Source organism: Ancylomarina sp. 16SWW S1-10-2, from assembly GCF_009669305.1.
Classification (GTDB): Bacteria; Bacteroidota; Bacteroidia; order Bacteroidales; family Marinifilaceae; genus Ancylomarina.
In genome coordinates this window covers 136,015-160,194 of record NZ_SADB01000001.1, presented here as the reverse complement: position 1 = coordinate 160,194, position 24,180 = coordinate 136,015, and the positions used below count along the sequence as shown (strand labels likewise).

Annotated in this window: 20 protein-coding genes; 14 read left to right on the top strand and 6 right to left on the bottom strand. The window is 33.7% G+C overall.

Annotated features, from left to right (window positions below):
* The first annotated feature begins 261 nt into the window (after window positions 1–261).
* The 6 genes from eno (at window position 262) to hutH (ending at window position 8,094) form a co-directional block, all read left to right on the top strand.
* Window positions 262–1,545, top strand: a complete 1,284-nt coding sequence (eno, locus tag EMN46_RS00690) for a phosphopyruvate hydratase (protein WP_154199015.1) — start codon at window positions 262–264, stop codon at window positions 1,543–1,545.
* Window positions 1,546–2,181: 636 nt separating this feature from the next.
* Window positions 2,182–3,870 carry an energy-dependent translational throttle protein EttA gene (ettA, locus tag EMN46_RS00685; protein WP_154198752.1) on the top strand — a complete coding sequence of 563 codons (1,689 nt, stop codon included), beginning with the start codon at window positions 2,182–2,184 and terminating at the stop codon, window positions 3,868–3,870.
* A gap of 92 nt (window positions 3,871–3,962) precedes the next feature.
* Window positions 3,963–4,313, top strand: a complete 351-nt coding sequence (locus EMN46_RS00680) for a DUF4870 domain-containing protein (protein ID WP_154198751.1) — start codon at window positions 3,963–3,965, stop codon at window positions 4,311–4,313.
* Window positions 4,314–4,420: 107 nt separating this feature from the next.
* The gene (locus EMN46_RS00675) at window positions 4,421–4,756 is read left to right on the top strand and encodes a hypothetical protein (RefSeq protein ID WP_154198750.1); all 336 of its coding nucleotides are present in this window, start codon (window positions 4,421–4,423) and stop codon (window positions 4,754–4,756) included.
* Between the two features lie 212 nt (window positions 4,757–4,968).
* Window positions 4,969–6,330 carry a histidine--tRNA ligase gene (gene hisS / locus EMN46_RS00670; RefSeq protein ID WP_154198749.1) on the top strand — a complete coding sequence of 454 codons (1,362 nt, stop codon included), beginning with the start codon at window positions 4,969–4,971 and terminating at the stop codon, window positions 6,328–6,330.
* 264 nt (window positions 6,331–6,594) lie between these two features.
* Entirely contained in the window at window positions 6,595–8,094 is a 1,500-nt protein-coding gene (hutH, locus tag EMN46_RS00665; protein ID WP_154198748.1) for a histidine ammonia-lyase, read from the top strand.
* Between the two features lie 193 nt (window positions 8,095–8,287).
* On the opposite strand, the gene EMN46_RS00660 is transcribed toward hutH, so the two are convergent.
* Together EMN46_RS00660 and EMN46_RS00655 are read right to left on the bottom strand one after the other, a co-directional pair.
* Window positions 8,288–9,838, bottom strand: a complete 1,551-nt coding sequence (locus tag EMN46_RS00660) for an Rne/Rng family ribonuclease (RefSeq protein WP_368667474.1) — start codon at window positions 9,836–9,838, stop codon at window positions 8,288–8,290.
* 246 nt (window positions 9,839–10,084) lie between these two features.
* Window positions 10,085–10,369 (bottom strand): HU family DNA-binding protein, encoded by a 285-nt coding sequence (locus tag EMN46_RS00655; protein WP_125030273.1) that lies wholly within the window; start codon window positions 10,367–10,369, stop codon window positions 10,085–10,087.
* Window positions 10,370–10,522: 153 nt separating this feature from the next.
* Here EMN46_RS00655 and mutY point away from each other — a divergent pair, with 153 nt between their 5' ends.
* The 5 genes from mutY (at window position 10,523) to EMN46_RS00630 (ending at window position 14,756) form a co-directional block, all read left to right on the top strand.
* A complete protein-coding gene (gene mutY / locus EMN46_RS00650; RefSeq protein ID WP_195715150.1) occupies window positions 10,523–11,560 on the top strand; it encodes an A/G-specific adenine glycosylase in 1,038 nt (345 codons plus the stop codon).
* A gap of 79 nt (window positions 11,561–11,639) precedes the next feature.
* On the top strand, window positions 11,640–12,065 hold the full coding sequence (locus EMN46_RS00645; RefSeq protein ID WP_154198746.1) for a single-stranded DNA-binding protein: 426 nt from the start codon (window positions 11,640–11,642) through the stop codon (window positions 12,063–12,065).
* Window positions 12,066–12,081: 16 nt separating this feature from the next.
* Window positions 12,082–13,404 carry a gliding motility-associated protein GldE gene (gene gldE, locus EMN46_RS00640; RefSeq protein ID WP_154198745.1) on the top strand — a complete coding sequence of 441 codons (1,323 nt, stop codon included), beginning with the start codon at window positions 12,082–12,084 and terminating at the stop codon, window positions 13,402–13,404.
* Between the two features lie 101 nt (window positions 13,405–13,505).
* Entirely contained in the window at window positions 13,506–14,090 is a 585-nt protein-coding gene (gene gldD / locus EMN46_RS00635) for a gliding motility lipoprotein GldD (RefSeq protein ID WP_154198744.1), read from the top strand.
* A gap of 27 nt (window positions 14,091–14,117) precedes the next feature.
* On the top strand, window positions 14,118–14,756 hold the full coding sequence (locus tag EMN46_RS00630; protein ID WP_154198743.1) for a 4'-phosphopantetheinyl transferase superfamily protein: 639 nt from the start codon (window positions 14,118–14,120) through the stop codon (window positions 14,754–14,756).
* Here EMN46_RS00630 and EMN46_RS00625 read toward each other — a convergent pair.
* From EMN46_RS00625 to ychF, 3 genes are all read right to left on the bottom strand, one after another.
* A complete protein-coding gene (locus tag EMN46_RS00625) occupies window positions 14,753–16,384 on the bottom strand; it encodes an alkaline phosphatase family protein (protein ID WP_154198742.1) in 1,632 nt (543 codons plus the stop codon). The genes EMN46_RS00630 and EMN46_RS00625 overlap by 4 nt on opposite strands.
* Window positions 16,385–16,419: 35 nt before the next feature.
* Complete coding sequence (gene crcB, locus EMN46_RS00620) at window positions 16,420–16,797, bottom strand: fluoride efflux transporter CrcB (RefSeq protein ID WP_154198741.1); 378 nt, start codon at window positions 16,795–16,797, stop codon at window positions 16,420–16,422.
* Between the two features lie 122 nt (window positions 16,798–16,919).
* On the bottom strand, window positions 16,920–18,020 hold the full coding sequence (ychF, locus tag EMN46_RS00615) for a redox-regulated ATPase YchF (protein ID WP_154198740.1): 1,101 nt from the start codon (window positions 18,018–18,020) through the stop codon (window positions 16,920–16,922).
* Between the two features lie 168 nt (window positions 18,021–18,188).
* On the opposite strand from ychF, the gene EMN46_RS00610 reads away from it, so the two are divergent.
* Window positions 18,189–19,247 carry a transglutaminase domain-containing protein gene (locus tag EMN46_RS00610; protein ID WP_154198739.1) on the top strand — a complete coding sequence of 353 codons (1,059 nt, stop codon included), beginning with the start codon at window positions 18,189–18,191 and terminating at the stop codon, window positions 19,245–19,247.
* Window positions 19,248–19,263: 16 nt separating this feature from the next.
* Here the strand turns inward: EMN46_RS00610 and EMN46_RS00605 are convergent, their stop codons facing one another.
* A complete protein-coding gene (locus tag EMN46_RS00605; protein ID WP_154198738.1) occupies window positions 19,264–19,932 on the bottom strand; it encodes a hypothetical protein in 669 nt (222 codons plus the stop codon).
* A 354-nt stretch (window positions 19,933–20,286) separates the two neighbouring features.
* Between EMN46_RS00605 and EMN46_RS00600 the strand changes: the two genes are divergently transcribed.
* Together EMN46_RS00600 and EMN46_RS00595 are read left to right on the top strand one after the other, a co-directional pair.
* Window positions 20,287–21,660, top strand: coding sequence for a VWA domain-containing protein (locus tag EMN46_RS00600; protein WP_154198737.1), 1,374 nt, complete (start codon window positions 20,287–20,289; stop codon window positions 21,658–21,660).
* A 278-nt stretch (window positions 21,661–21,938) separates the two neighbouring features.
* Complete coding sequence (locus EMN46_RS00595; RefSeq protein ID WP_229130229.1) at window positions 21,939–23,996, top strand: transketolase; 2,058 nt, start codon at window positions 21,939–21,941, stop codon at window positions 23,994–23,996.
* Window positions 23,997–24,180: the final 184 nt, after the last annotated feature.

The window sequence follows — 24,180 nt, the reverse complement described above, 5'->3', positions numbered from 1 at the left end:
GAAGCTCCTACTGAAGTTTCAGAAGCTAAAGAAGAAAAAGGTAAAGAGTAATCTTTCCTTTCATATATTCAAAGGGATAAAGTTTTACTTTATCCCTTTTTTAGTGTCCTGTAGTGTTTGCTAACGTTTGCGGAGATTGCCTTAAATTTGTTGAGGAAATATTGCGCATATGTGATTTTTAATGGTGACCTTTAGGACTGAAAACAAAATAGTTACTATCATTACTTTTATAATATATAAATACCGTAAGTTATGTCAGAAATGTCAGAAATTGTAAAGATTCATGGTCGTGAAATTCTTGATTCACGTGGAAATCCTACTATCGAAGTTGAAGTTACACTTTTAAGTGGTGATATGGGTCGTGCCGGTGTTCCTTCTGGAGCTTCAACTGGTGAAAATGAAGCATTAGAGCTTCGTGACGGAGATAAATCTCGTTACTTAGGAAAAGGTGTGTTAAAAGCGGTTGACAATGTAAACAATGTTATTGCTCCTGTTATTTTAGGTATGGATGCTACTAACCAAGTTGCTATCGATAAAGCTATGATCGCTCTTGACGGTACAAAAACTAAATCTAAATTAGGTGCTAACGCAATGTTAGGTGTTTCTTTAGCTGCCGCTAAAGCTGCTGCTCTATATTCTGAGTTACCATTGTATCGTTATATTGGTGGTGCTAATGCTAATGTCCTTCCAGTTCCAATGATGAATATCGTTAATGGTGGATCTCACTCTGATGCAACTATCGCATTCCAAGAGTTCATGATTCGTCCTATTGGAGCTACATGTTTCCGTGAGGCTTTAAGAATGGGTGCTGAAGTATTTCACGCTCTTGCTAAAGTTCTTAAAGGAAAAGGTCTTTCTACTGCTGTAGGTGACGAAGGAGGATTCGCTCCAATGTTGGCTGGTACTGAGGATGCTATTGAATGTATTCTTACTGCTATCAAAAACGCTGGTTACAAAGCTGGTCGTAAAGAAGATGGTGGTGATGTTTCAATCGCTATGGATTGTGCTGCTTCTGAATTTTTCAAAGATGGTGTATATGATTACAGTATTTTTGAACCTAATGGCGCTAAAAGAAATTCTGATGAGCAAGCTGCTTACCTAGCTGAACTTATTGCTAAGTATCCTATCGATTCTATTGAAGATGGTATGGATGAAGGTGATTGGGACGGATGGGTTGCTTTAAATGCTCTTATTGGTGACAAATGTCAAATCGTAGGTGACGATTTATTCGTAACTAACGTTGATTATTTAGCTAAAGGAATTGAGCTTAAAGCTGCTAACTCTATTTTGATTAAAGTTAACCAAATTGGTACTTTAACAGAAACTTTAAATGCTATTGAAATGGCTCACCGTGCTGGTTATACTTCAGTAACTTCTCACCGTTCTGGTGAAACTGAAGATGCTACTATCGCTGATATCGCTGTTGCAACTAACTCTGGTCAAATTAAAACAGGTTCTTTGAGCCGTTCTGATCGTATGGCTAAATACAACCAACTTCTTCGTATTGAAGAAGAATTGGGAGATAACGCTGTTTTTGGATGCTAATGATTAGTACCCACATATTATAGAAAGAGGAGTCGTTAGACTCCTCTTTTTTTTTATTTCATTTTTTATATATTTTCTATCTGAAAATATTATAGTTAAAGTCAAAAAATGACTTTGAAAGACATTTGTCTATCTTTAGTTCCAGATCATCATTTATAGGAGTTTTTTAGTTAATATCAGATTGATAATTAGATTTCAATAGCTTTCTTCCATTTTTTGTAAATTTAGTTTTCCCACCTTTTACTTTAAATTAATTTTAATAGTTTTTCTATTAGTTCCTTTATAAGCAACATTTTGATTCTAGATTTGACCTTTTCAAGTATTCAGTAATTTATATTTGATTGCAACCCTACTCATTGTTTCTTATATACGCTTTTACTTGAGTCTGATGTCGTTTTTATAACTGATTAAATATTAGAATTGAGTATCTTACCTGATAGATTATCTTACTATGATTGTTTGAAATCTTTAAACAAAATTGTTTTATACTTTTTTATTTAAGCAAAATAGATTTTAAATAGAACACTCCATTAGTTTTTTTATTTTTGTGTGAGATTGATAGTTAAGTACCGATTATAGAGACTTAATATCTATTATCAATCTTTAAATTTTGAAATAGAATTAAAATATATATAAATGGCAGACGATAAGAAGATTATTTTTTCGATGGAGAGAGTTAGCAAAACTTTTTCATCTCAAAAAAAAGTATTGAATAATATCAACCTTTCTTTTTTCTATGGAGCGAAGATTGGAATTATTGGTCTTAATGGATCAGGTAAATCTACGTTGATAAAAATTATTGCAGGACTGGAACCTTCCTATGATGGACATGTTGTCTGGTCTAAAGATCACAATATTGGTTATTTAGCTCAGGAGCCAGACTTGGATGATACTAAAACTGTTAGACAAGTTGTTGAAGAAGGTGTACAAGAGATTGTAGATTGTCTGGCAGCTTACGAAGCAGTTAATTTGAAGTTTGGTGATCCTGAAGTATTGGATAATCCAGATAAGATGCAAGCTGTAATGGATGAGCAGGCCGAGCTTCAAGAGAAAATAGATCATTTTGATGCTTGGAATCTGGATACAAAACTCGAACGTGCAATGGATGCGCTTCGTTGTCCTGAAGGTGATGCTATAGTGAAACATTTATCAGGAGGAGAGCGTCGTCGTGTTGCACTTTGTCGTTTATTATTACAAGAACCAGATATACTTCTTCTTGATGAGCCAACTAACCATTTGGATGCTGAATCTGTTGAATGGTTAGAGCAACATCTTGCTCAATATAAAGGAACTGTTATCAGTATTACTCACGACCGTTATTTCTTAGATAATGTAGCTGGTTGGATTCTTGAATTGGATCGTGGTGAAGGTATTCCTTGGAAAGGGAATTATAGCGAATGGTTAGATCAGAAGACTAAGCGTATGGCTAATGAGGAAAAAACGGCTAGTAAGCATCGTAAAACTCTTGAGCGCGAGTTGGAGTGGGTTCGTATGGCTCCTAAAGCTCGTCAGGCTAAGAATAAAGCCCGTTTGAATGCTTACGATAATATGATGAACGAAGATTTAAAGCAGAAGGAAGAGAAGTTAGAAATCTTTATTCCTAATGGTCCTCGTTTGGGTAATAAGGTTATTCAAGTTAAAGGTGTTTCCAAGGGATATGGGACTAAATTGTTGTACGAAAATTTAGAATTCGAATTGCCTCCTGCAGGTATTGTAGGTATAATCGGACCTAATGGTGCAGGTAAAACAACCCTTTTTAGAATGATAATGGGGCTTGAAACACCAGATAAAGGAACATTCGAAGTGGGCGAAACGGTGAAGGTTGGTTATGTCGATCAACAGCATGCTGCCATCGATCCTGAGAAAACGGTATATGAAGTTATTTCTGGTGGTGCTGATTTAATGAATATTGATGGTCGTACGCTAAATGCTCGTGCCTATGTAGGACGATTTAATTTTATTGGTGCCGATCAAGAAAAGAAATGCGGTGTATTATCGGGAGGTGAACGTAACCGCTTACACTTGGCTCTAACGCTTAAGGAAGAAGCTAACGTTCTTTTACTCGATGAGCCTACCAATGATATAGATGTGAACACGCTTCGTGCTCTTGAAGAGGGCTTGGAGAATTTTGCAGGTTGTGCCGTGGTTATTTCTCACGACCGTTGGTTTCTCGATCGTATTGCAACGCATATACTCGCTTTCGAAGGCGATTCTCATGTACAATTCTTCGAAGGTGGTTATAGCGATTACGAGATTAATAAGAAAAAGCGGTTGGGAGATGTTGGACCTAAGCGTATCAGATATAAGAAACTGATAGCAGATTAATTTTATTAACTTATAATTGAGGGAAGAGAACGGATTGGTTTTCTTCTCTTTGTTTTTGTAAATTGCTCGTATTAATTTAAAACAAAAAAAACATGACATACTTTAGAACACCACACGAAGAAAGAAATTGGGCTATGTTTTGTCACTTGGGTGGCTTAGTCAATTTTATTCCATTTGGGAATATTATTGTGCCTCTCATTTTATGGAGTATGCGTAAGGACGAATCGGAATTGGTTAATCGAGAAGGAAAAAAAGCACTAAATTTTCAAATTTCATTTACGATTTATATGCTTGTTGCTTTTATTCTTGTTTTTGTTATTATTGGGATATTAGCCCTAATTGTACTCGGTTTATTGAATCTTATTCTTGTGATAATCGCTGTTGTTAAAACATTAAATAATGAAGAATTTGAGTATCCTATGAGTATTAAGTTTATTCAATAATGCTTCGGCAAGCTCAATAATCCTTCTTTGTTAGCTCATTAACTGTACTTCGATCACTTGAGCATTGTATAATTATCATCTCATCAAATTAACTTATTATCAAAAAAATGTCATCATTTTCAATTTATAAGCTGATCTATTTTATAGGATTGGCTTTAATTTTTATTGGCGGTTATCGCTTATACAATCACTTGATCTTTGGGAATATTATAATCTCGATAGGTTTGTTAACTTATGCTTTTGTACAACTTTTCTTATTAATAAAGCAAGGTTTAAGCAATTGGCATCTGTTTGAGTATACTAAAACAACTGTAAATATTTTATTTATTGTATCGGTAGTTTTATTGATAGGATTTGAATTGAAAGCTTGGTTTTACCCTTTAGTTTTAGGCATGTTACTCGACTTTCTTGCTAATATATTTAGGCGAGTCAATCGTTCTTAATTCAAAATTATATAAGTATCAGGAAACAGATACTTTTTTTTTGTTTTAACACGAAGTATAGAGCTTTTATATAAAGGGTGGGAACTCTGAAAATATTTAATATTTTTGTATTATAATTTGATGGCGAAATTTATTCTATAGTCTGTAGAAGACAAGAAAAGAAGATTTCTATTCAAAAAATATAAACACATTAACCAATAAAAAGAAAATAAATGGCTCAAAAACCGTCAATTCCTAAGGGAACGAGAGATTTCTCACCTGTTGAAATGGTGAAGCGAAATTACATATTCGATACCATAAAAGAGGTGTTTCAACTCTATGGTTTTATGCCCATCGAAACACCATCGATGGAAAATTTGTCTACCCTAATGGGCAAGTATGGCGAAGAAGGTGATAAATTGTTATTTAAGGTCCTTAATTCAGGAGATTTTATCTCTAAAGTAAGACCTGAAGTTCTTGAAGCACGTAATTCGCTAAAGTTAACTAATAAAATAAGTGAAAAAGGTTTACGTTACGATCTAACTGTTCCTTTTGCTCGTTACGTTGTGCAGCATCGTAACGATATATCTTTTCCTTTCAAGCGTTATCAGATACAGCCCGTTTGGAGAGCTGACCGTCCACAAAAAGGTCGTTATAGGGAGTTCTATCAGTGCGATGTTGATGTTGTTGGTAGTAATTCTTTATTGAACGAAGTGGAGTTGATCCAAATAGTTGATGAAGTGTATAAGCGTTTAAAGCTAAATATACTTGTAAAACTTAATAATCGTAAAGTTCTTGCTGGTATTGCAGAGATTATTGGCGAGGCTGAAAGAATTATTGATATTACAGTAGCTATAGACAAACTGGATAAAATTGGCTTGGATAATGTGAATTTGGAGATGCTAGAGAAGGGTATTCCTCAAGAAGCAATTGATACGCTTCAGCCAATTATCCTTTTATCGGGGACCAATACTGAGAAACTGGCTAAGTTGAAAGTGGTACTTGCTGCTTCGGAAGTTGGAATGAAAGGTGTAAAAGAATTGGAAACTGTATTTTCATATTTAGCCGATCTTGACGTAAGTACTGAAGTAGAGATGGATTTGACTCTTGCCCGTGGGTTGAATTATTATACAGGCGCTATCTTCGAAGTAAAATCGAAAGATATGGAGTTTGGAAGTATAACAGGTGGTGGTCGTTACGACGATTTAACTGGGATATTTGGATTGAAGGATGTTTCGGGTGTGGGTATCTCTTTTGGTGCCGATCGTATTTACGATGTGCTTGAACAAATGGATAAATTTCCTGCAGAGACAGTGAGTACTACAAAGATTATGTTTGTTAATTTTGGTGAGAAAGAAGAAAAATATTGTTTACCAATTTTAGCACGTTTAAGAGCTAAGGGAGTGAAGGCTGAGATTTTCCCTGATTCTGCTAAAATGAAAAAACAAATGAATTATGCCAATGACAAACATATTCCGTTTGTGATAATGGTTGGTGAAATGGAGATGGAAGAAGGTTTATTGAGTTTAAAAGATATGGAAACGGGTGATCAAATAAAACTTACGCCTGAAGCTTTAATCGAAAAATTAGCTTAGCTTGCACCATCGAGTTCAATTAGATTAAAATCGTGGTATCACTATGGATATGATATTTGGAATTTAATGGTATTTAAATTATTACAAGATAGAGCCGTAGAGACTATAGGTGGTGACATTCGTTGCCCCTGAGTTTTTGTGGAACCTAAGTTTTCAACAATAGGATATTTTTTATTGTTGATGCTATGATGTATGAATAGGCATTATTTATACATCATTTTTGAAATACATTTAATATACAAAACACTAAATACAAAATACAACATGTCTAATATTCACTTTATTAGTCCGGAGAAATTAACATTCTCTAAACTTGAAGAAATCCTTGAAAAAGGCTACAAGCTTGAATTATCAGAAGAGTCAAAAAAATTGATTATTGATTGTAAAGCATACCTTGATGCTACTATTGCTAAGGCTGATAAGCCTATTTATGGTATCACTACAGGATTTGGATCTCTGTGTAAGATTTCGATTCCTGAAGAAGATCTAAGTCAGCTTCAGTCTAACCTTGTTATGTCTCACGCTTGTAGTTTGGGTAACGTTATACCTGAAGACGTCATTCGTTTAATGCTTTTACTTAAAGCACATGCCTTATCATTGGGCAAATCGGGTGTTCAAATTGAAACTGTTCAGCGTATTATCGATATGTACAACAGTGATGTCCTTCCTGTTGTACGTCATTTAGGTTCACTAGGTGCATCGGGTGACTTAGCTCCATTGGCTAATCTATTTTTACCTTTATTTGGCGAAGGTGAAGTGATCTATGAAGATGAAATTCGTCCTTCTGCTGAAATATTGAAAATGTTTGGATGGGAGCCTATTAAATTAGGTGCTAAAGAAGGTTTAGCTTTATTGAATGGGACTCAGTTTATGAGTGCTCATGCTGTTTATGCATTACTTAAGGCATTTAAATTGGTGAAATATGCTGATATTATTGGTGCTATTTCACTAGAAGGTTACGATGGACGAATTGATCCTTTTTTGTCTCCAATACACGAAGCTCGTCCACACAATGGACAGATTGAAACAGCTCGAAATATTCGTACACTTCTTGAGGGTAGTGAGTTTATTGCTAATGAGAAGAAGAATGTACAGGATCCATATTCGTTTCGTTGTATGCCACAGGTTCATGGAGCATCAAAAGATGCGATTAACTATGTAGCTAGTGTTGTTGAGACTGAAATCAATTCAGTTACTGATAATCCAACAATTTTTGTCGAAGAAGATATGATTTTGTCTGGTGGTAACTTTCACGGACAGCCATTGGCTTTAGTTCTTGATTTTATGTGTATTGCTTTAGCCGAACTAGGTAGTATTTCTGAGCGTAGAACTTACCGTTTAATTTCTGGAGATAGAGATCTTCCAGAATTCTTGATTTCTGATTCCGGATTGAATTCAGGTTTCATGATTCCTCAATATGCAGCAGCATCTATAGTAAGTCAAAATAAACAATTGTGTACACCATGTTCTGTTGATTCAATTCCTTCTTCAAACGAGCAGGAAGATCACGTGAGTATGGGTGGTAACGCTGCGACTAAAACTTTATTAGTTGCTGATAACCTAGAGCGTATTTTAGCTATAGAGTTAATGAATGCTGCTCAAGCTATTGATTTACGTCGTCCAGGAAAATCATCTCCATTCTTAGAGTCATTCCTTAAGGAATTTAGAACTGCTGTAACTTTTAACGATAAGGATAGAGTTATGTACAAAGATATTGAAGCAGCAATTGAATTTCTTTCAGTTGGAAAATTTGAAGTTAACTAAGCTAACTTTTATTCTATAATGTATTAAGAGGCCATCTAAGTAAGATGGCCTTTTGTTGTTTTGTGTTTTTATACTGTTCTTTTTTAGTATGGAGCTTATTAATACGAGACTATGGGGTACAAAAAAAGGCCAGTGAATAAGTTCACAGGCCTTTTTTGTAGATTGTTTTTATTTTAATTTCTAGGAAGAAATTTTATTTAATGTTGTGATTATTTTTATCACTAAATCGGTACATGATTAAATCATATGATGGAATTGCTTTAACTTTTAAACGAATGCCGAATGTCGATTGCCATTTGCGACGTAAGGTCTTAAAGAAACCTTGATTGATATAAGCAGCTACAAAAGGGTGAACCTTAAGTGTTAATTCTTTTTCTTTTGATTTTTCAACGATACTTGCTAGTTGATCTTCAATTTGATCGGTAAGTAATACTGTTGGAGAAATTTCTCCAGAACCTTGGCATGTAGGACATTTTTCTTGAACAGCCATATGCATCTCTGGACGAACACGTTGACGAGTGATCTGCATTAAACCAAACTTACTTAAAGGAAGAATGTTGTGTTTGGTACGATCCTCACTCATCATTTCTTTCATCTTTTCGAAAAGCTTATGACGATTTTCAGCTGAATGCATGTCAATAAAATCAATAACAATAATACCACCCATATCACGAAGACGTAATTGACGTGCTACTTCTTGAGCTGCAGCTATATTTACTTCAAGAGCATTGGTTTCTTGATCGTTTCCAGCTTTTGATCGATTCCCCGAATTGACATCGATAACATGAAATGCTTCGGTGTGTTCAATGATAAGGTAAGCGCCGCTTTTAAACGAAACTGTTTTACCGAATGATGATTTGATTTGTTTATCGATACCTAATTGGTCAAAAATTGGAAGTTCACCTTTAATGTGTTTTACAATTTTTTCTTTTTCAGGTGCGATACTCGCTATATATTGTTTGATATCAGCAGCAGCACTAGCATCGTTTACAGAAATACTTTCGAATGATGAATTTAGAATATCACGAAGTATAGACGTTGTGCGATTCATTTCACCTAACACTAAACCAGGAGGCGTGATATCACGAATGTTTAGGAAGGAATCTTCCCATCGTCCGATTAACCCACGAAGTTCTTTGTCTAGTTCAGCTACGCGTTTCCCTTCAGCAACTGTACGTACTATAACACCATAATTTTTGGGTTTAATACTTTGTAATAATTGCTTAAGTCTGGTTTTTTCTTCGGTGGATTTTAATTTCTGAGAAATAGATACTTTATCAGAAAAAGGCATTAAAACGACATTACGTCCAGCAAGTGAAATCTCTGAACATAAACGTGGTCCTTTAGTGGAAATAGGTTCTTTAGCAATCTGTACAAGAATATATTGTCCAGATTTTAAGATATCATTAATTTTCCCGTTTTTGTCGATATCGGGTTCCAATTTCATTCTAGAAATTGACATCCCTTTACCTTTACGTGCAATAGCTTGTTGTAAAAATTTATTTAATGTAAGGAATTGATGCCCCAAGTCAAGATAATGAAGGAAAGCATCCTTTTCATACCCAACGTCCACAAAAGCAGCATTTAAACCAGGCATAATCTTTTTCACTTTACCTAGATAAATATCGCCAACAGCAAATTGTATATTGCTTTTTTCCTTAGAAACTTCGACTAATTGCTTATTATTAAGCAATGCAATCACAATTTCATTAGGTTGTACATCAATTACAAGTTCATTACTCACTTGAAAGCTCCTATATTAAATTCAAAAAATACTTAATTATTACAAATAGATAAACCTAAAGTACTAAAAAGTTCTTTAGGTTTATACATTATACTCTTACTAATAAGCGTGATAAGAATTATTTTTTCTTATGACGATTTTTTCTTAATCTTTTTTTACGCTTGTGCGTAGCCATCTTATGTCTTTTTCTCTTTTTTCCGCTTGGCATAACTTAAATATATTAAAATTTGTTTTTAAAATCTGAGACTACTTTACATTTGTCTTTACTTTACTTACGAAAGTCTTCGCCGGTTTAAATGACGGAATAAAGTGCTCAGGAATAATAATAGTTGTGTTTTTAGAAATGTTTCTTGCAGTTTTCTCTGCTCTTTTCTTAACGATAAAACTTCCAAAACCTCTTAAATACACGTTTTTACCTTTAACAAGTGAACCTTTGATAGTATCCATGAAGGCCTCAACAGTTTTTTGTACTGTAATTTTCTCAATTCCCGTGTTTTTAGAAATCTCGTTAACAATATCTGCTTTAGTCATCTCTTAAAAATTCTTTAATTATCAATTATATACAACAGTTTTTTCTCAAAATCAGAATGCAAATATATATGATTTCTCTTTATTAAAGAAATCGAAAGCACTATTTTTGTGTGAAATCTACAAAAAAAAATAATTGTGTAACAATCTATGTGTATGTTGAATAGCGAAATTATAAACTGGTATGAATCCAATAAGCGGGATTTGCCTTGGAGAAACATCACTAATCCATACAATATTTGGATTTCAGAAATCATGTTACAGCAAACTCAAGTCGCTACGGTTATTGATTATTATCACCGATTTATGAGTAATTTTCCCACGATTAATGACTTAGCTTCTGCGACCGAACAAGAGGTTTTAAATCATTGGCAAGGATTAGGATATTATTCTAGAGCAAGAAGCTTACATCAAGCCGCTAGGACTATAGTGTCCGATTATGATGGTGTTTTCCCAAGTTCGTTTGATGAGATTTTAAAATTGAAAGGAATAGGTGTTTATACGGCATCTGCTATATCGGCTTTTGCATTTAATTTACCCAAAGCGGCTGTTGATGGAAATGTTTATCGTGTTTTGGCTCGTATTTTTGGTATTTATGAGCTGACAAATTCTTCTCAAGGGAAAAAAGTATTTCAAACCTTGGCAAATGAGCTAATGGATAATGCAGCACCTTATATATATAATCAGGCTATAATTGAGTTTGGAGCCTTATGCTGTACTTCTAAAAATCCTAAATGCGAAGATTGTCCAATTCAAGCACAATGTTTTGCTTATATAAATGGGGAACAAAGTTCATTACCCGTGAAGAAGAAAAAGATTAAAATTAGAGACAGATATTTTTACTACTTATATATACATGATGAAGAACGGTTTTTATTGCAGCAGAGAAGTGATGATGATATTTGGAGAAAAATGTTTGAATTTCCATTAATTGAAGCTGATAATAAAATAGATTTAGTAGATTTGATCGATTCTGAAGCTTGGTGTTCTTTTTTTGATGATGTAACGATTCACGTTAAGGATCATTTAGTGTCTAAGGTGCACAAGTTGAGTCATCAGAATTTGCATATTGAATTTATAGAAGTAAAAGTTGATGACATAAGTATCTTTTCTTCTCTAATTTCTGTAGATAGAGAATCGTCTTTAGATTATCCATTACCAAAACCAATCGAGTTATATTTAGCAAGACGTTAATCCTTATGTGAATAAAAATATTTTTATCTGTCTAAAAAAGTTTATAACTTTATTAATATAAATTTAAAAAATTAGCAATATGTCAGTTAATAAAGTAATTTTAGTTGGAAATGTAGGAGCAGATCCAGATGTTAAATACCTTGAAAATGGTGTGGCTGTATGTCGATTAAGTTTGGCTACAAACGAAACTTACACACGTAAAGAAGAAAAGGTCACTCAAACAGAATGGCATAGATTAGTTTTATGGCGTAAATTGGCAGAAACGGCTGAAAAACACGTAAAAAAAGGTGATTTACTTTATGTTGAAGGACGTTTAAGAAGCAATTCTTGGGAAGATAAAGAAGGCATTAAACGTTATACTACTGAAATATTTGTAGATTCTTTTAAATTCATTGGAAGTAGAGGAGATAAGGAAGTTCAGACATCTAATGTTGTTGAGAAATCTCAAACACAGTCTTCGGAAGCGAATGCTGCTGAGGACGCAACGGATGATCTACCATTTTAAAATATTGTTGAATTAAATGTTGGAAACCAACGATTTGTTATTGATATTAAACAATTTAGAAATTGTTTTTAAACCCCTAAACCTAAGTATCATTGCTGAAATATGTGCAATGGTACTTTTGTTGTTTTTTTCTGCTTTGATTTCTGGTTCAGAAGTTGCAGTATTTTCCCTGTCTCCTCAGAATTTGAGAGAGATTGAAGATACTCAAACGAATAAGAATAAAAAGCTATTAATGCTTTTAAGAATGCCAGAGAGACTGTTGGCAACTATTCTTATTGTGAATAATTTTGTAAATATTGCAATTGTTATTCTCTCAACGTATATAACATTCTCATTGGTTGATTTTAGTCAGGCTCCAACGATAGGCTTTTTTGTTCAGGTTGTCGTTGTAACATTTTTACTTTTGTTATTTGGCGAAATCATACCTAAAGTTTATGCGGCTCAATTTGCACTTCGTTTTTCGAGATATATGGCTTTACCTCTCATTTTCTTAGAAAAAATATCTAGACCTCTAGGAACAATTTTGATAAAGTCTACTTCATTAGTTAATAGGAGAATCTCAAAAAAACAGAACATTTCCATGGATGATCTTTCTCAGGCTCTTGAATTAACTGCTGATGAGATTACTGATGAAAAAGATATACTTGAAGGAATTGTCAAGTTTGGTAATATTAATGTTGATGAGATAATGAAAGCTCGTGTTGATGTTATTGCGCTTGATATCCATACTAGCTTTAGCAAGTTGAAATCGGTGATTATTGAATCTGGATTTTCACGTATTCCCGTTTATGATGGGGATTTTGATAATATGAAAGGTATTTTATATGTGAAGGATTTGTTACCACATCATCATAAACCGAATACGTTTAGGTGGCAATCTTTAATTCGCCCACCATATTTTGTTCCTGATACTAAGAAGATTAGTGACCTATTGGAAGAATTCCAGACTAAGAAAAACCATATGGCAATTGTGGTTGATGAATATGGAGGAACTTCTGGTTTAATTAGTTTGGAAGATATACTTGAGGAGATTGTTGGTGATATTACAGATGAACTTGATGACGAACAAGACTTTTATTCTCTCGAAGATGATGGTTCATACCTTTTTGAGGGTAAAACTTTATTGAATGATTTTTTTAAATTGATTGATATTGATGATGATGTGTTTAATGAAGTTAAGGGTGATGCTGATACTTTAGCAGGTTTGATTCTTGAAATGAAAGGTGAAATTCCTCATAAAAAAGAGACTTTTATATATAATGGCTTTGAGTTTATAATTGAAGCTGTGGATAATCGACGAATTAAGAAAATTCGTTTTAGGCTTCCCAAAAAGAATTAAGATATAATTTTGGCTTTTTGATTTAAATTGAAGTCTTGATAAGTGAGTTTCTTTTAAATTCATGCCAATTGTAACTCGTATAAATTTAAATTTGATTTCGTATGCTGAGGCATTCCCGTATTATAATTTTGTCAATTTTAGTTATTTTCTCATTTTTACCCATATCGTGCAAAGAAAAGGCAATGCCAAAGCCCAAAGGCTATTTTCGTATTGAATTTCCTGAGAAGAAATATGAGGTGTGGAATCAAAATTACCCTTTTAGTTTTGAATATTTAAAAAATGCACAGGTTTTAAAGGATAAAAGTAGTTTGGCAGAAAAGTATTGGTTAAATATTGAATATCCAAATTATAATGCAACTCTCTATTTGAGTTATAAGGAAGTTAATGAGAATCTCGACAAATATTTAGAAGATTCGCATCGCTTAGTTTATGAGCATGCTATAAAAGCTGATGCTATAGATGGTACAAGTTATATGAACGAACAGGAAAATGTTTATGGTACGGTTTATCGTATTCAAGGAAATGCAGCTTGTTCAGTTCAGTTTATTGCTACTGATAGTATAGAGCATTTTTTGAGGGGATCTCTATACTTTAACAATCATCCTAATTCCGACTCATTGGCTCCTGTTATACAATATATCGACAGGGATATTGTACACCTTATGGAGAGTCTTAAATGGAAGTAATCCTTAACACAGCTTTAAGAAGATTTTATGCCTTTAGTGAAGAATATCCAATTAAATGAAAGTTGTCAAATGGCTCTTTGGAAGATATCCGAGGAGCTTGATGAGCTATTGGTATGTGTAAGTCTGAATAAAGAGGATAGGATAAAACTTGATTCTTTTGGAAGTTTATCTCGTAAAAAAGAATTTATTGCGACTAGAATATTAGTTCAAGAGCTTTTGGGTAAGGGGATTACTATTGTAAATAACGAACATGGAAAGCCTTTACTAGTGAATTCTAATTATGAGATAAGTATTTCTCATAGTAAGGAATACGTTGGTGTTATGGTTGGTTTAGATCATGATATGGCTCTTGATATTGAATACTTATCTGATCGAGTATATCGAATTTGTAATCGATTTTTGAGTAAAGATGAATTATCCTTTATCTCGGAAGCTGATAAGCAATTACATATTTATCAACACTGGTGTGCTAAGGAGTGCCTGATAAAATTGTATGGGAAAAAAGACGCCCTTTTAATAGATGAGTTGAAAATATTTCCTTTTAAACCATCTCAATCTGTTTTTTCTGGAGAGTTTATACGCAAAAATTATTCAAAGAAGTTTAATTTTCAGCATCAGACTTTTGATTCTTATTTGATGGTTTGGTGCTGTCAAAAAAGAACCTAATAGGTTAATCCTTTAATTGGTGTTCCCATGCATCCCGAAGGTGGAGTTATTTTTAAGAAGTTTGATAAAGTGGGAACAATATCTTCAATGTCTAGTTGCTGATTGAGTTGTTGATTTTTAATTTTCCATCCATACAGAAACAAGGGAACTCTTCTCGATTGGCTGTACTGTGCCACAAGATCTCTTTCATTTTTTATTTGATTGACCCAGCCTGGTTCCAAAGTAATTATCACATCACCCGATCTTTTATGATTGAATGAACGCTGAATTTTATTCATAACGTCATGACTGTAGTTCGTTTGTATTAAATTGTGTGCAGGAATTGCTTTTGATACGCCAGAAAATTGAACTAGAAATTTGGCCGCTTTTGTTTGGACCTCTTCTAGTGTTAGTTTTTTGTTCTCTATAAGTTTTCTATTTAAGAAGATTTGTTGTGCATCGTAACCTAATATCCATTGTCCAGATCCGTAAGTTACGTTAAAGTACGATTTCAGAAGGGCAACGGCATTATATGAACTAAAATATCCGTGAGGAATACGTTGTTTTTCAAGATCTGATTGTAAGAAATTAGCTGCTTGATCAGCTGTGATGAATAGTAATACATTTTCCATTCCAACTTGCTCATCCAAAAAGGTGATTAAATCAGCAATATTTTTATCGAGTCTCGTAATGCAGTCTATCATTTCATCTGAATAAGGCGAGAAATTACGATGGTTATTGCCTAAACAAGAGAAGTTTATTGTGATTAAGTCACAATCATCATCTTTTCCTAAATTTTCATTGATGATTGTTGAAGTAGCAAAATCTTTTATTAATAGATTACCAGCAGGGTAATTTTTAATTGCATGATAGCCATATTTTTTCTTTTCCTTTTTAAGATCGTAATAAAAATAATCGTTCAACTTAAGTTTTGCTTTTATAATGTCAGTTGAATTTCCCTTATCATCCAAAGCTTTAGGAACCCATGGTTTGTTGAGATATTTATTAGGTAAGTCGGTAGCATTAAAATCATTTACCCAATTGAATAGTGTGTCTTGGTAATAAGAAGAGCTCGTGAATTTACCTTGAACACCATCTAACCAGTAAGCTGCATCTGCAGAATGTCCAGCCGAAAAAATTGCAGCTTCGCTGTTTAGTGCAACTCCGATTACTCTTGAGTATGGATTGTTCAATTTCATGAAATCACCTAAAGTAGGAGCAAGAAGTTTATGGGGTGATTTTGAGGCGATTGTATCTGTTATGCCTAGTTTTCGATATCTTTTATCGTAGGTTGCTGCTTCTGCTGTTTCAGAAATTCGATTGAACCATGCATGAGAAATTATTCCGTGACAGGCCGGCGGTGTTCCAGTGAAAATTGTAGCGTGGTCTACGCCTGTTTGTGAGTATTGGTAGTTATATTGAGTATTAGAGCTGAAAGCACCATTTTGAATTATTTTGTTGAAACCATCTTTAGAAAATAAATGAGCATATTTGTCGAAGTAATCACTTCTTAAATGATCTATTACGATTCCAACTATCAGTTTGGGTTGTTGGTTTATAGGTTTATTTATAGAATCAGTTTGGGCATTAGCTTTTAAAAAGCTGCAAATGATTAGAAAAAAACCTAAGATGGTGTATTTGATGTTCATGCTTTCAAAATAGATTTTGGAGAATGACTTTTTTATTAAAACAGCTTGTGTACTTGACTACCTAAAAAAACGGCGATTAGGCCTAGAAAGACACTTGCTCCTAAATAAAAGGCAAAAACAAGAAAGTCTCCAGTTTTCATCAAGCTAAATTCCTCGAACATAAATGAAGAGAAGGTCGTAAAGCCCCCACAAAAGCCAACGCTTAGGAAGATTCTAAGTTCTGGACTTATTATGTTTTTTTGTTCTGCAAGTGAGTAAATTATTCCAATTAATAAACAACCTAGTACATTTACGGCTAGTGTACCAATAGGTAAAATTGTTTGAAATATTCGGTTTACACCAAGTGTAATTAAGAATCTAGATATGCTGCCAAGGAAGCCTCCCAATCCTATAAGTAATAAAGTTCGAAGCATAGTAAATAATTATTTTCTAAAGCAAAGATAGAAATATTAGGATGTTAAGTTGAAAATGTAACATTTTTTAAAAAAAAGGCTGCCTTTTAAGGCAGCCTATAAATGTTTTCTAATCAAATTCGTTACACATTGAATCGGAAATGCATGATGTCTCCATCTTGAACAACATAGTCTTTACCTTCAACATTCATCTTTCCTGCCTCTTTACAGGCAGCTTCAGATCCTAAATTTGAAAAATCTTCGTACTTAATAACCTCAGCACGAATAAATCCTTTTTCAAAATCGGTATGTATAACGCCCGCTGCTTGTGGCGCCTTAGAACCTTTAGGATATGTCCAAGATCGAACCTCTTTTACACCAGCAGTGAAATAAGTTTCAAGTTCAAGTAGGCTAAATGCCGCTTTTATTAATTTGTTAACGCCTGGTTCTTTAAGACCAAGGTCTTCAAGGAACATTTGTTTTTCTTCGTATGACTCAAGTTCAGCAATGTCAGCCTCTATACCAGCTCCAACAATTATAACCTCAGCATTTTCATCTTTTACAGCTTCTTTTACTGCATCAACATATGAGTTACCTGTTTGAACTGAAGCTTCGTCAACATTACATACATATAATATTGGCTTGGTTGTTAATAAATGTAGGTCTTTACATACCAACTCATCTGCTTCGCTTAGTTCTACAGTACGAGCCGATTTTCCTTGCATTAAAACATCTATGTAACGAACTAATACTTCAGCTAAACGTTTAGCTTCTGGATTTTTACCAACTTTTGCGATTTTGGCCGCTTTTTGAAGCCTAGCTTCTACAGTCTCAAGGTCTTTAAGCTGAAGCTCTATATCAATGGTTTCTTTATCTCTAATAGGATCAACCGAACCATCAACGTGTACTATGTTGTCATTTTCGAAACAACGTAAAACGTGAATAATCGCATTTGTTTCGCGAATATTAGATAAGAATTTATTACCTAAACCTTCACCTTTACTTGCACCTTTAACCAAACCTGCAATATCAACAATCTCCATAACCGAAGGCTGTATCTTTTGTGGTTGTACCAATTCTGTAAGTCTAATCAAGCGATCATCAGGTATTGTAATTACACCTACATTTGGCTCGATAGTACAAAAAGGGAAATTAGCCGATTGTGCTTTTGCATTCGACAAACAATTAAACAAAGTGGATTTTCCAACATTTGGTAATCCTACGATTCCACACTGTAATGCCATGTTATATTTTATTTATTAATTTGCTGAGTTTCCAAAAATCTGTGCAAAAGTACATTTAAAATTTCGATGTGCCAATTCCCGAGATTATTATGAATGAATAATGTTAAATAGATGCTTTTGTAATTGAAATATAAGTCATAGTCTTTATAATTTTATTATTTTAGACATATGGTCTATAATCTCAATATAAAGTCTATTATCCTTATTGTGTTTTTATGTATACCCTTTAGTTTTTCTAATGCGCAAGAGCCTGCCTTTGGGAAATATGGATCAATTGATCGTCAAGTAAAAAAAACACCAGATAGTTTATCGAATAATATATTACATCTTCATCAATATCTCGATTCTATTGGCATTGATGATGAAGAAAGAATTAGGGCATTTTATATGTGGATTATCACAAACATCAAATATTCAGATCAGGTCGAGCTTCTTTACGACAAGCATATATATTTTTATATGGGTTCTAATAACTGCGCATCACCAGTTTGTGTTTTTAAAAAAAAGAAAGCTGTTTGCGAAGGTTTTTCTAATCTTTTCCAATTCTTTTGTTTGCAGTCCGGAATCGAAGCTTATACTATTGGTGGTTATATTTCAAAGAACGGAGTTTTTCAGGATAGAGCAACACATTCTTGGAATGCGGTTAAAATAAATAACGAATGGCGCTTTTTTGATTTAACGTGGGCTTATGCAAATCTTGAACACTATGGAATAAAAAGGAGTACTAATGAATTTTATATGGTTGATCCATATGAATTTGTTTTAAGTCATATTCCGCTTATACCTATGTGGCAGTTTATAGAAACGCCAGTTCCTCTTTTTGTTTTTAATATGGGAGATGAAATTATTAATAGTTTTTTAGAGAAGAAAAAGCCCAATTACAATTACTTGGATAGCCTTAAGCAATATAAGAGCTTAAGTACTCGAGATAAATGTCTTAAAACGGCTAACGAAATTTATAAAGCAAATGCTTCAAACAAGTATAATAGAGCTATTGAATATTATAGATACGCGTTTTTAATTTTACATTATCAAAGTTCGCTTGAAGATAAGAGTTTAGAAGAATTGGATATGGCAAGAGAGAATATTTTAGAGGCAATGAGATTATTTAAAACTTCAAATGATGTTTCATCGCAAATCATGTTTTTAAAAGCTCGAGATAATTCATTAGTTATTCAACACTGGATTCAAGTATTGCATAATGAGAAAATGAAATTAAGAAAGTGAGTTTTGCTTGGGGTAATTAGTTCGTAATTGGTGTTAGTATTTTATCAATTGTAGTAAGAATAAAATTTTCAGGAACTGAGAATGAATCTTCGTTAAGTTTTGTTTTAGAGGCATGATCCATTGTTATTATAGTTTTTTCTTTTTCATGAAAAATAATAACTTTTAGGGGAAGTCCATTTTTTCTAACTTTCATGTAAGAATTTAAATTAAAGTATGGAGCAACTCCGGAATGAAAAAAGAATACGTCTAAAAAGTCTTTAAACTTGGACATATCCCATCCCATATGAGGGAGTAAATTTTCTGCAATCCAAATTTCTTCTAATAATTTAACAGCGTTTCTAATTTCGTATTTACGAACAATATACTCTCCAACTGATGTGAAATTAGGCGTACTAATGATGTTGAAGTTGTCGTATATATTATAATCTGGGATGAGTAGATTTACTTCTACTTTTTGTGTTGTTATTTTTTGAAGATGATCCTTGCTTGTAATGTTTTGGTTTTTCAAAAACGAAGAATCGTTTAAAAGAAAGTTCTTATTCGTTTGCGTTTTTATTTTAGTTACAGCTTTTCTAAAATCAGTAACATTCCCAGACCAGTAAGTTTTGTTTTTTTGATTTAGAAAGTTGATTTTTTTTGAAAAAGAGTTGTAAAGATAAGTTGCATCTTTAGTAACCAATTTCATATTCTCTCCCTTAATATATATTAAAGTTCGATTTTGGTTTTTACCATTATTTGTGTAGAATTTAATTACCCAAGATTTATCCTTTGTAATATATTTCGTTATTAATAAAAATAAGATTAAAATAGTCGAAATGTAAATAGCTTTTTTAATCATTATTCGGAAAGAATAAAAATGAATTTATATTGATTAATCAAATCTACAAATAGTTTTATATCTTGAGCACACGTAATGTTCTTTTTTTAAGCAGAATGTTTCAATAGTTGCATCTATTGAATGTATAAAAGAAAAGACCTTTAAATTATACTGCCAGTTTTTAGTAGTATCTTGTTATTCAGTTTACGAATACTCTATCCTTTGAAGAAATTAATTACATATTGTTTTTTTATACTTTTATGTTTATTTGCTGTTCAGGCTTTTTCTCAAAAGATTAAAACAGTAAAAGACAAAACAAGAATACTGTTCATATTTGATGCGTCGCAGAGTATGAATGGTAAATGGGAGAATTCTATTAAGATGAATATTGCTCGTGATTTTCTGATTGAGATGATCGATAGCTTAGAATTTGAGAGTAATGTTGAAATGGCTCTTAGGGTTTATGGTCATCAAAGTTCATTCCCTCCTCAAGACTGTGAGGATACAAAACTAGAAGTTCCTTTCTCTGAAGATAATGCAGGAGAAATTCGTCAAACGCTTCGTTATTTAAAAGCAAGGGGAACTACGCCTATTGCTTATGCTTTATCTCAAGCGGCTACCGATTTTCCTAAGTCAAAAGAAGAAACTCGTAATTTGGTTATTCTAATTACTGATGGTGTTGAAGCGTGTGATGGCGATCCTTGTGCTGTTTCTGATGAATTACAAAAAAATGGAATTATACTTCAACCATTCATTATTGGGATTGGTCTAGATCGAAGATTCCATGAAAGTTTTGAATGCGTAGGCGAATTTTTAGAGGTTGATAAGGAGGAGGATTTTGGCGGTACGTTAAATTATGTCATATCTCAAGTTCTGGATAAAACGTCAATGCAAGTTAATTTATTGGATGAGAATGATAAGCCAACCGAGAGTGATGTAACGATGACTTTCTATAACCATAAAACAGGGAAGTTACGTTATCAGTATATGCATACATTAAATTATATAGGCATTCCAGATACTCTTTTTATTGACCCATTAATTTCATACGATATTACAATTCATACGATTCCTAATTTGCATGCAGATAGTATTAGAATAGAGCCAGGAAAACATTCTGTTGTTAGCTTTAAAGCTGTGCAGGGACGGTTGAAGATTATATCTCAGAGGTCTAATTTATTAGATAACTTGAGTTGTGTCGTTAAAAAAAATGAAAATACAATTAATGTACAGTCAATTAATAATTCCCAAAAGTATTTAATTGGAACTTATAGTTTGGAATTGTTGACCTTGCCACGTATTAAGATTGATAAAGTAAAGATTAAGGCATCTGAAACAACATTGATTAAAGTGCCGCTACCAGGATTGGTTACCATATCAAAACCAACCTACGGACCATGTGATTTGTTTATAAAAATAGATGGACAAATGGAGTGGGTTTGTGCTATTGATAGTAATGTTTTACGTCAAACATTAACGCTTCAGCCTGGAAATTATCACGTTGTATTTAGAAGTAAAGCAGTGCATTTATCTCATTATACTAAAAAACGTGCTTTTAAAGTTATTCCTGGTAGTTCAATTCTAGTACGCCTATAAAACACTTTTTTGATTTAGGTCTGATAGTTTCCAAGAGCTCAAATTCACAAGTAATTATTCCCTAGATAACTTATCTATTTGTCACCCTTTTTTATTCGTCTTGTTTTATTAGCTAACAATCTAGCTATCTCGTCTATTATGAAAATTATAAAGTTCATTCTGAATTCTAATGAGTGGTGTAAATTTTCATGATCTCCTTGATTATTTTCGTATCTTTGCGGGCATTAAATGAAATCTTAAGCAGATTTTTTAATCATCTTATAAAACTCTTGACTAGAATGGAGCCAAAAGAAATGGACAAACACGTGGAATTATCGGTAACTGATATGGCATCGAATAATATTCGTATACTAGCAGCTGCTATGGTTGAACAAGCAAAATCTGGACATCCTGGTGGTGCCATGGGTGGAGCTGATTTTGTAAATGTACTCTTCTCGGAATTCTTAAATTTCGATCCTACTGACATGAAATGGGCGAATCGTGATCGTTTCTTTCTTGATCCAGGTCATATGTCACCAATGTTGTATTCTATTTTAAGTCTTACAGGCAATTACAGCATGGAAGATTTGAAACAATTCAGACAATGGGGAAGCATAACACCAGGTCATCCAGAAGTTGATCAAGCTAGAGGTATTGAGAATACATCAGGTCCACTAGGACAAGGGCACACAATGGCAGTAGGTGCTGCTATTACTGAACGTTTCCTTTGTTCTCGTTTTGGCGAGTGGATGGCTCATAAAACCTATACTTTTATCTCTGATGGTGGTATTCAAGAAGAGATTTCTCAAGGTGCTGGTCGTATTGCAGGTACATTAGGATTGAGTAATTTGATCATGTTCTATGATTCAAATAATATTCAATTATCAACTAAGGTTGAAGAAGTAACTATTGAAGATACGGCTAAGAAATACGAAGCTTGGGGATGGCATGTTATTACTATCAAAGGTAATGATGCAAGTGCAATTCGTGCTGCTCTTAAGGCTGCAAATGAAGAAACTAAGCGTCCTACTCTTATTATTGGTCAAACTTTAATGGGTAAAGGTGCTGTTGATATTGATGGAGCTAGTTTTGAAAATATGGTTTCGACTCATGGTCAACCATTGGGAGCTGCTGGTGCATCATTAGCTAAAACTATTGAAAACCTTGGTGGAAATGCTGAGAATCCTTTCCAAATTTTCCCAGAAGTTGAAGCGTATTATAAAGAAGTATTAGCTAAGAAAACTATTGCTGCTGCTGCTAAGAAAGCTGAACAAGCTGAGTGGGCTAAGGCAAATCCAGAATTAGCTACTAAACTTGAGCGTTTCTTCAAAATGGAAGCTCCAGAAATTGATTATGAAGCAATTGCTCAAAAATCAGGTGTAGCAACTCGTGTTGCCTCTGCAACTGTATTAGCTGAATTAGCTAAGAAGGTTGATAATATGATCGTTTCTTCTGCAGATTTAAGTAACTCTGATAAAACAGACGGTTTCTTAAAGAATACAAAAGCATTGGCTAAAGGTGACTTCTCTGGAGCATTTCTTCAGGCTGGTGTTGCTGAATTAACTATGGCATCTATTTGTAATGGTATTGCATTACACGGTGGTGTATGGGCTGCTTGTGCAACTTTCTTTGTATTTTCTGATTACATGAAACCAGCGGTTCGTCTATCAGCTTTGATGGGAGTTCCTGTAAAATATATCTGGTCTCACGATGCTTTCCGTGTAGGAGAGGATGGACCAACGCATCAGCCAATTGAGCAAGAAGCTCAAATTCGTTTGATGGAACAAATTAAAAATCACTCTGGAGAGATGAGTCTTTTGGCTCTTCGTCCTGCTGATGCTTTGGAAGCTTCTGTAGCTTGGAAAATGGCTATGGAAAATACCACAACACCAACAGCACTAATTTTGTCTCGTCAGAATATTAAAGAACTTCCTTCTAAAGGAAATCGTTATAAAGAAGCTTTACAAGCAGAAAAAGGTGCTTATATTGTTGAGAAACCAACTTCAACTCCTGATGTGGTTCTTTTGGCTAGTGGTTCTGAAGTTTCAACTCTTGTAGCTGGAGCTGAATTATTACGCGCTAAGGGCAATTTGAATATTCAGGTTGTTTCTGTTATTTCTGAAGGTTTATTCCGTCAGCAGTCAGCAGCTTACCAAGCTGAAGTTTTACCTGCTGGAATTCCTACTTTAGGATTAACTGCAGGTTTACCTGTAACGCTTCAAGGATTAGTTGGAGCCAATGGTAAATCAGTTGGTTTAGATCATTTTGGATATTCAGCACCAGCAAATGTGCTTGATGAGAAATTTGGTTTTACTGCTGAACATGTTGCAAAAGAAATTGAAGCGCTATTAGCTTAGTTGTTTCAGTTATTAAATATCTAAAATCCGAAGTCGAAAGGCTTCGGATTTTTTTATGTCTTATTCTTACTTTATTACTTAAATTTGTAAATAGTGAATCTGGGATTAAACCATCGAGGTTTTTCCCAGTCTAACATTCATCTACCCTTAAAATACTTGTTTTTTGAGCTTATAAAAAATTTGT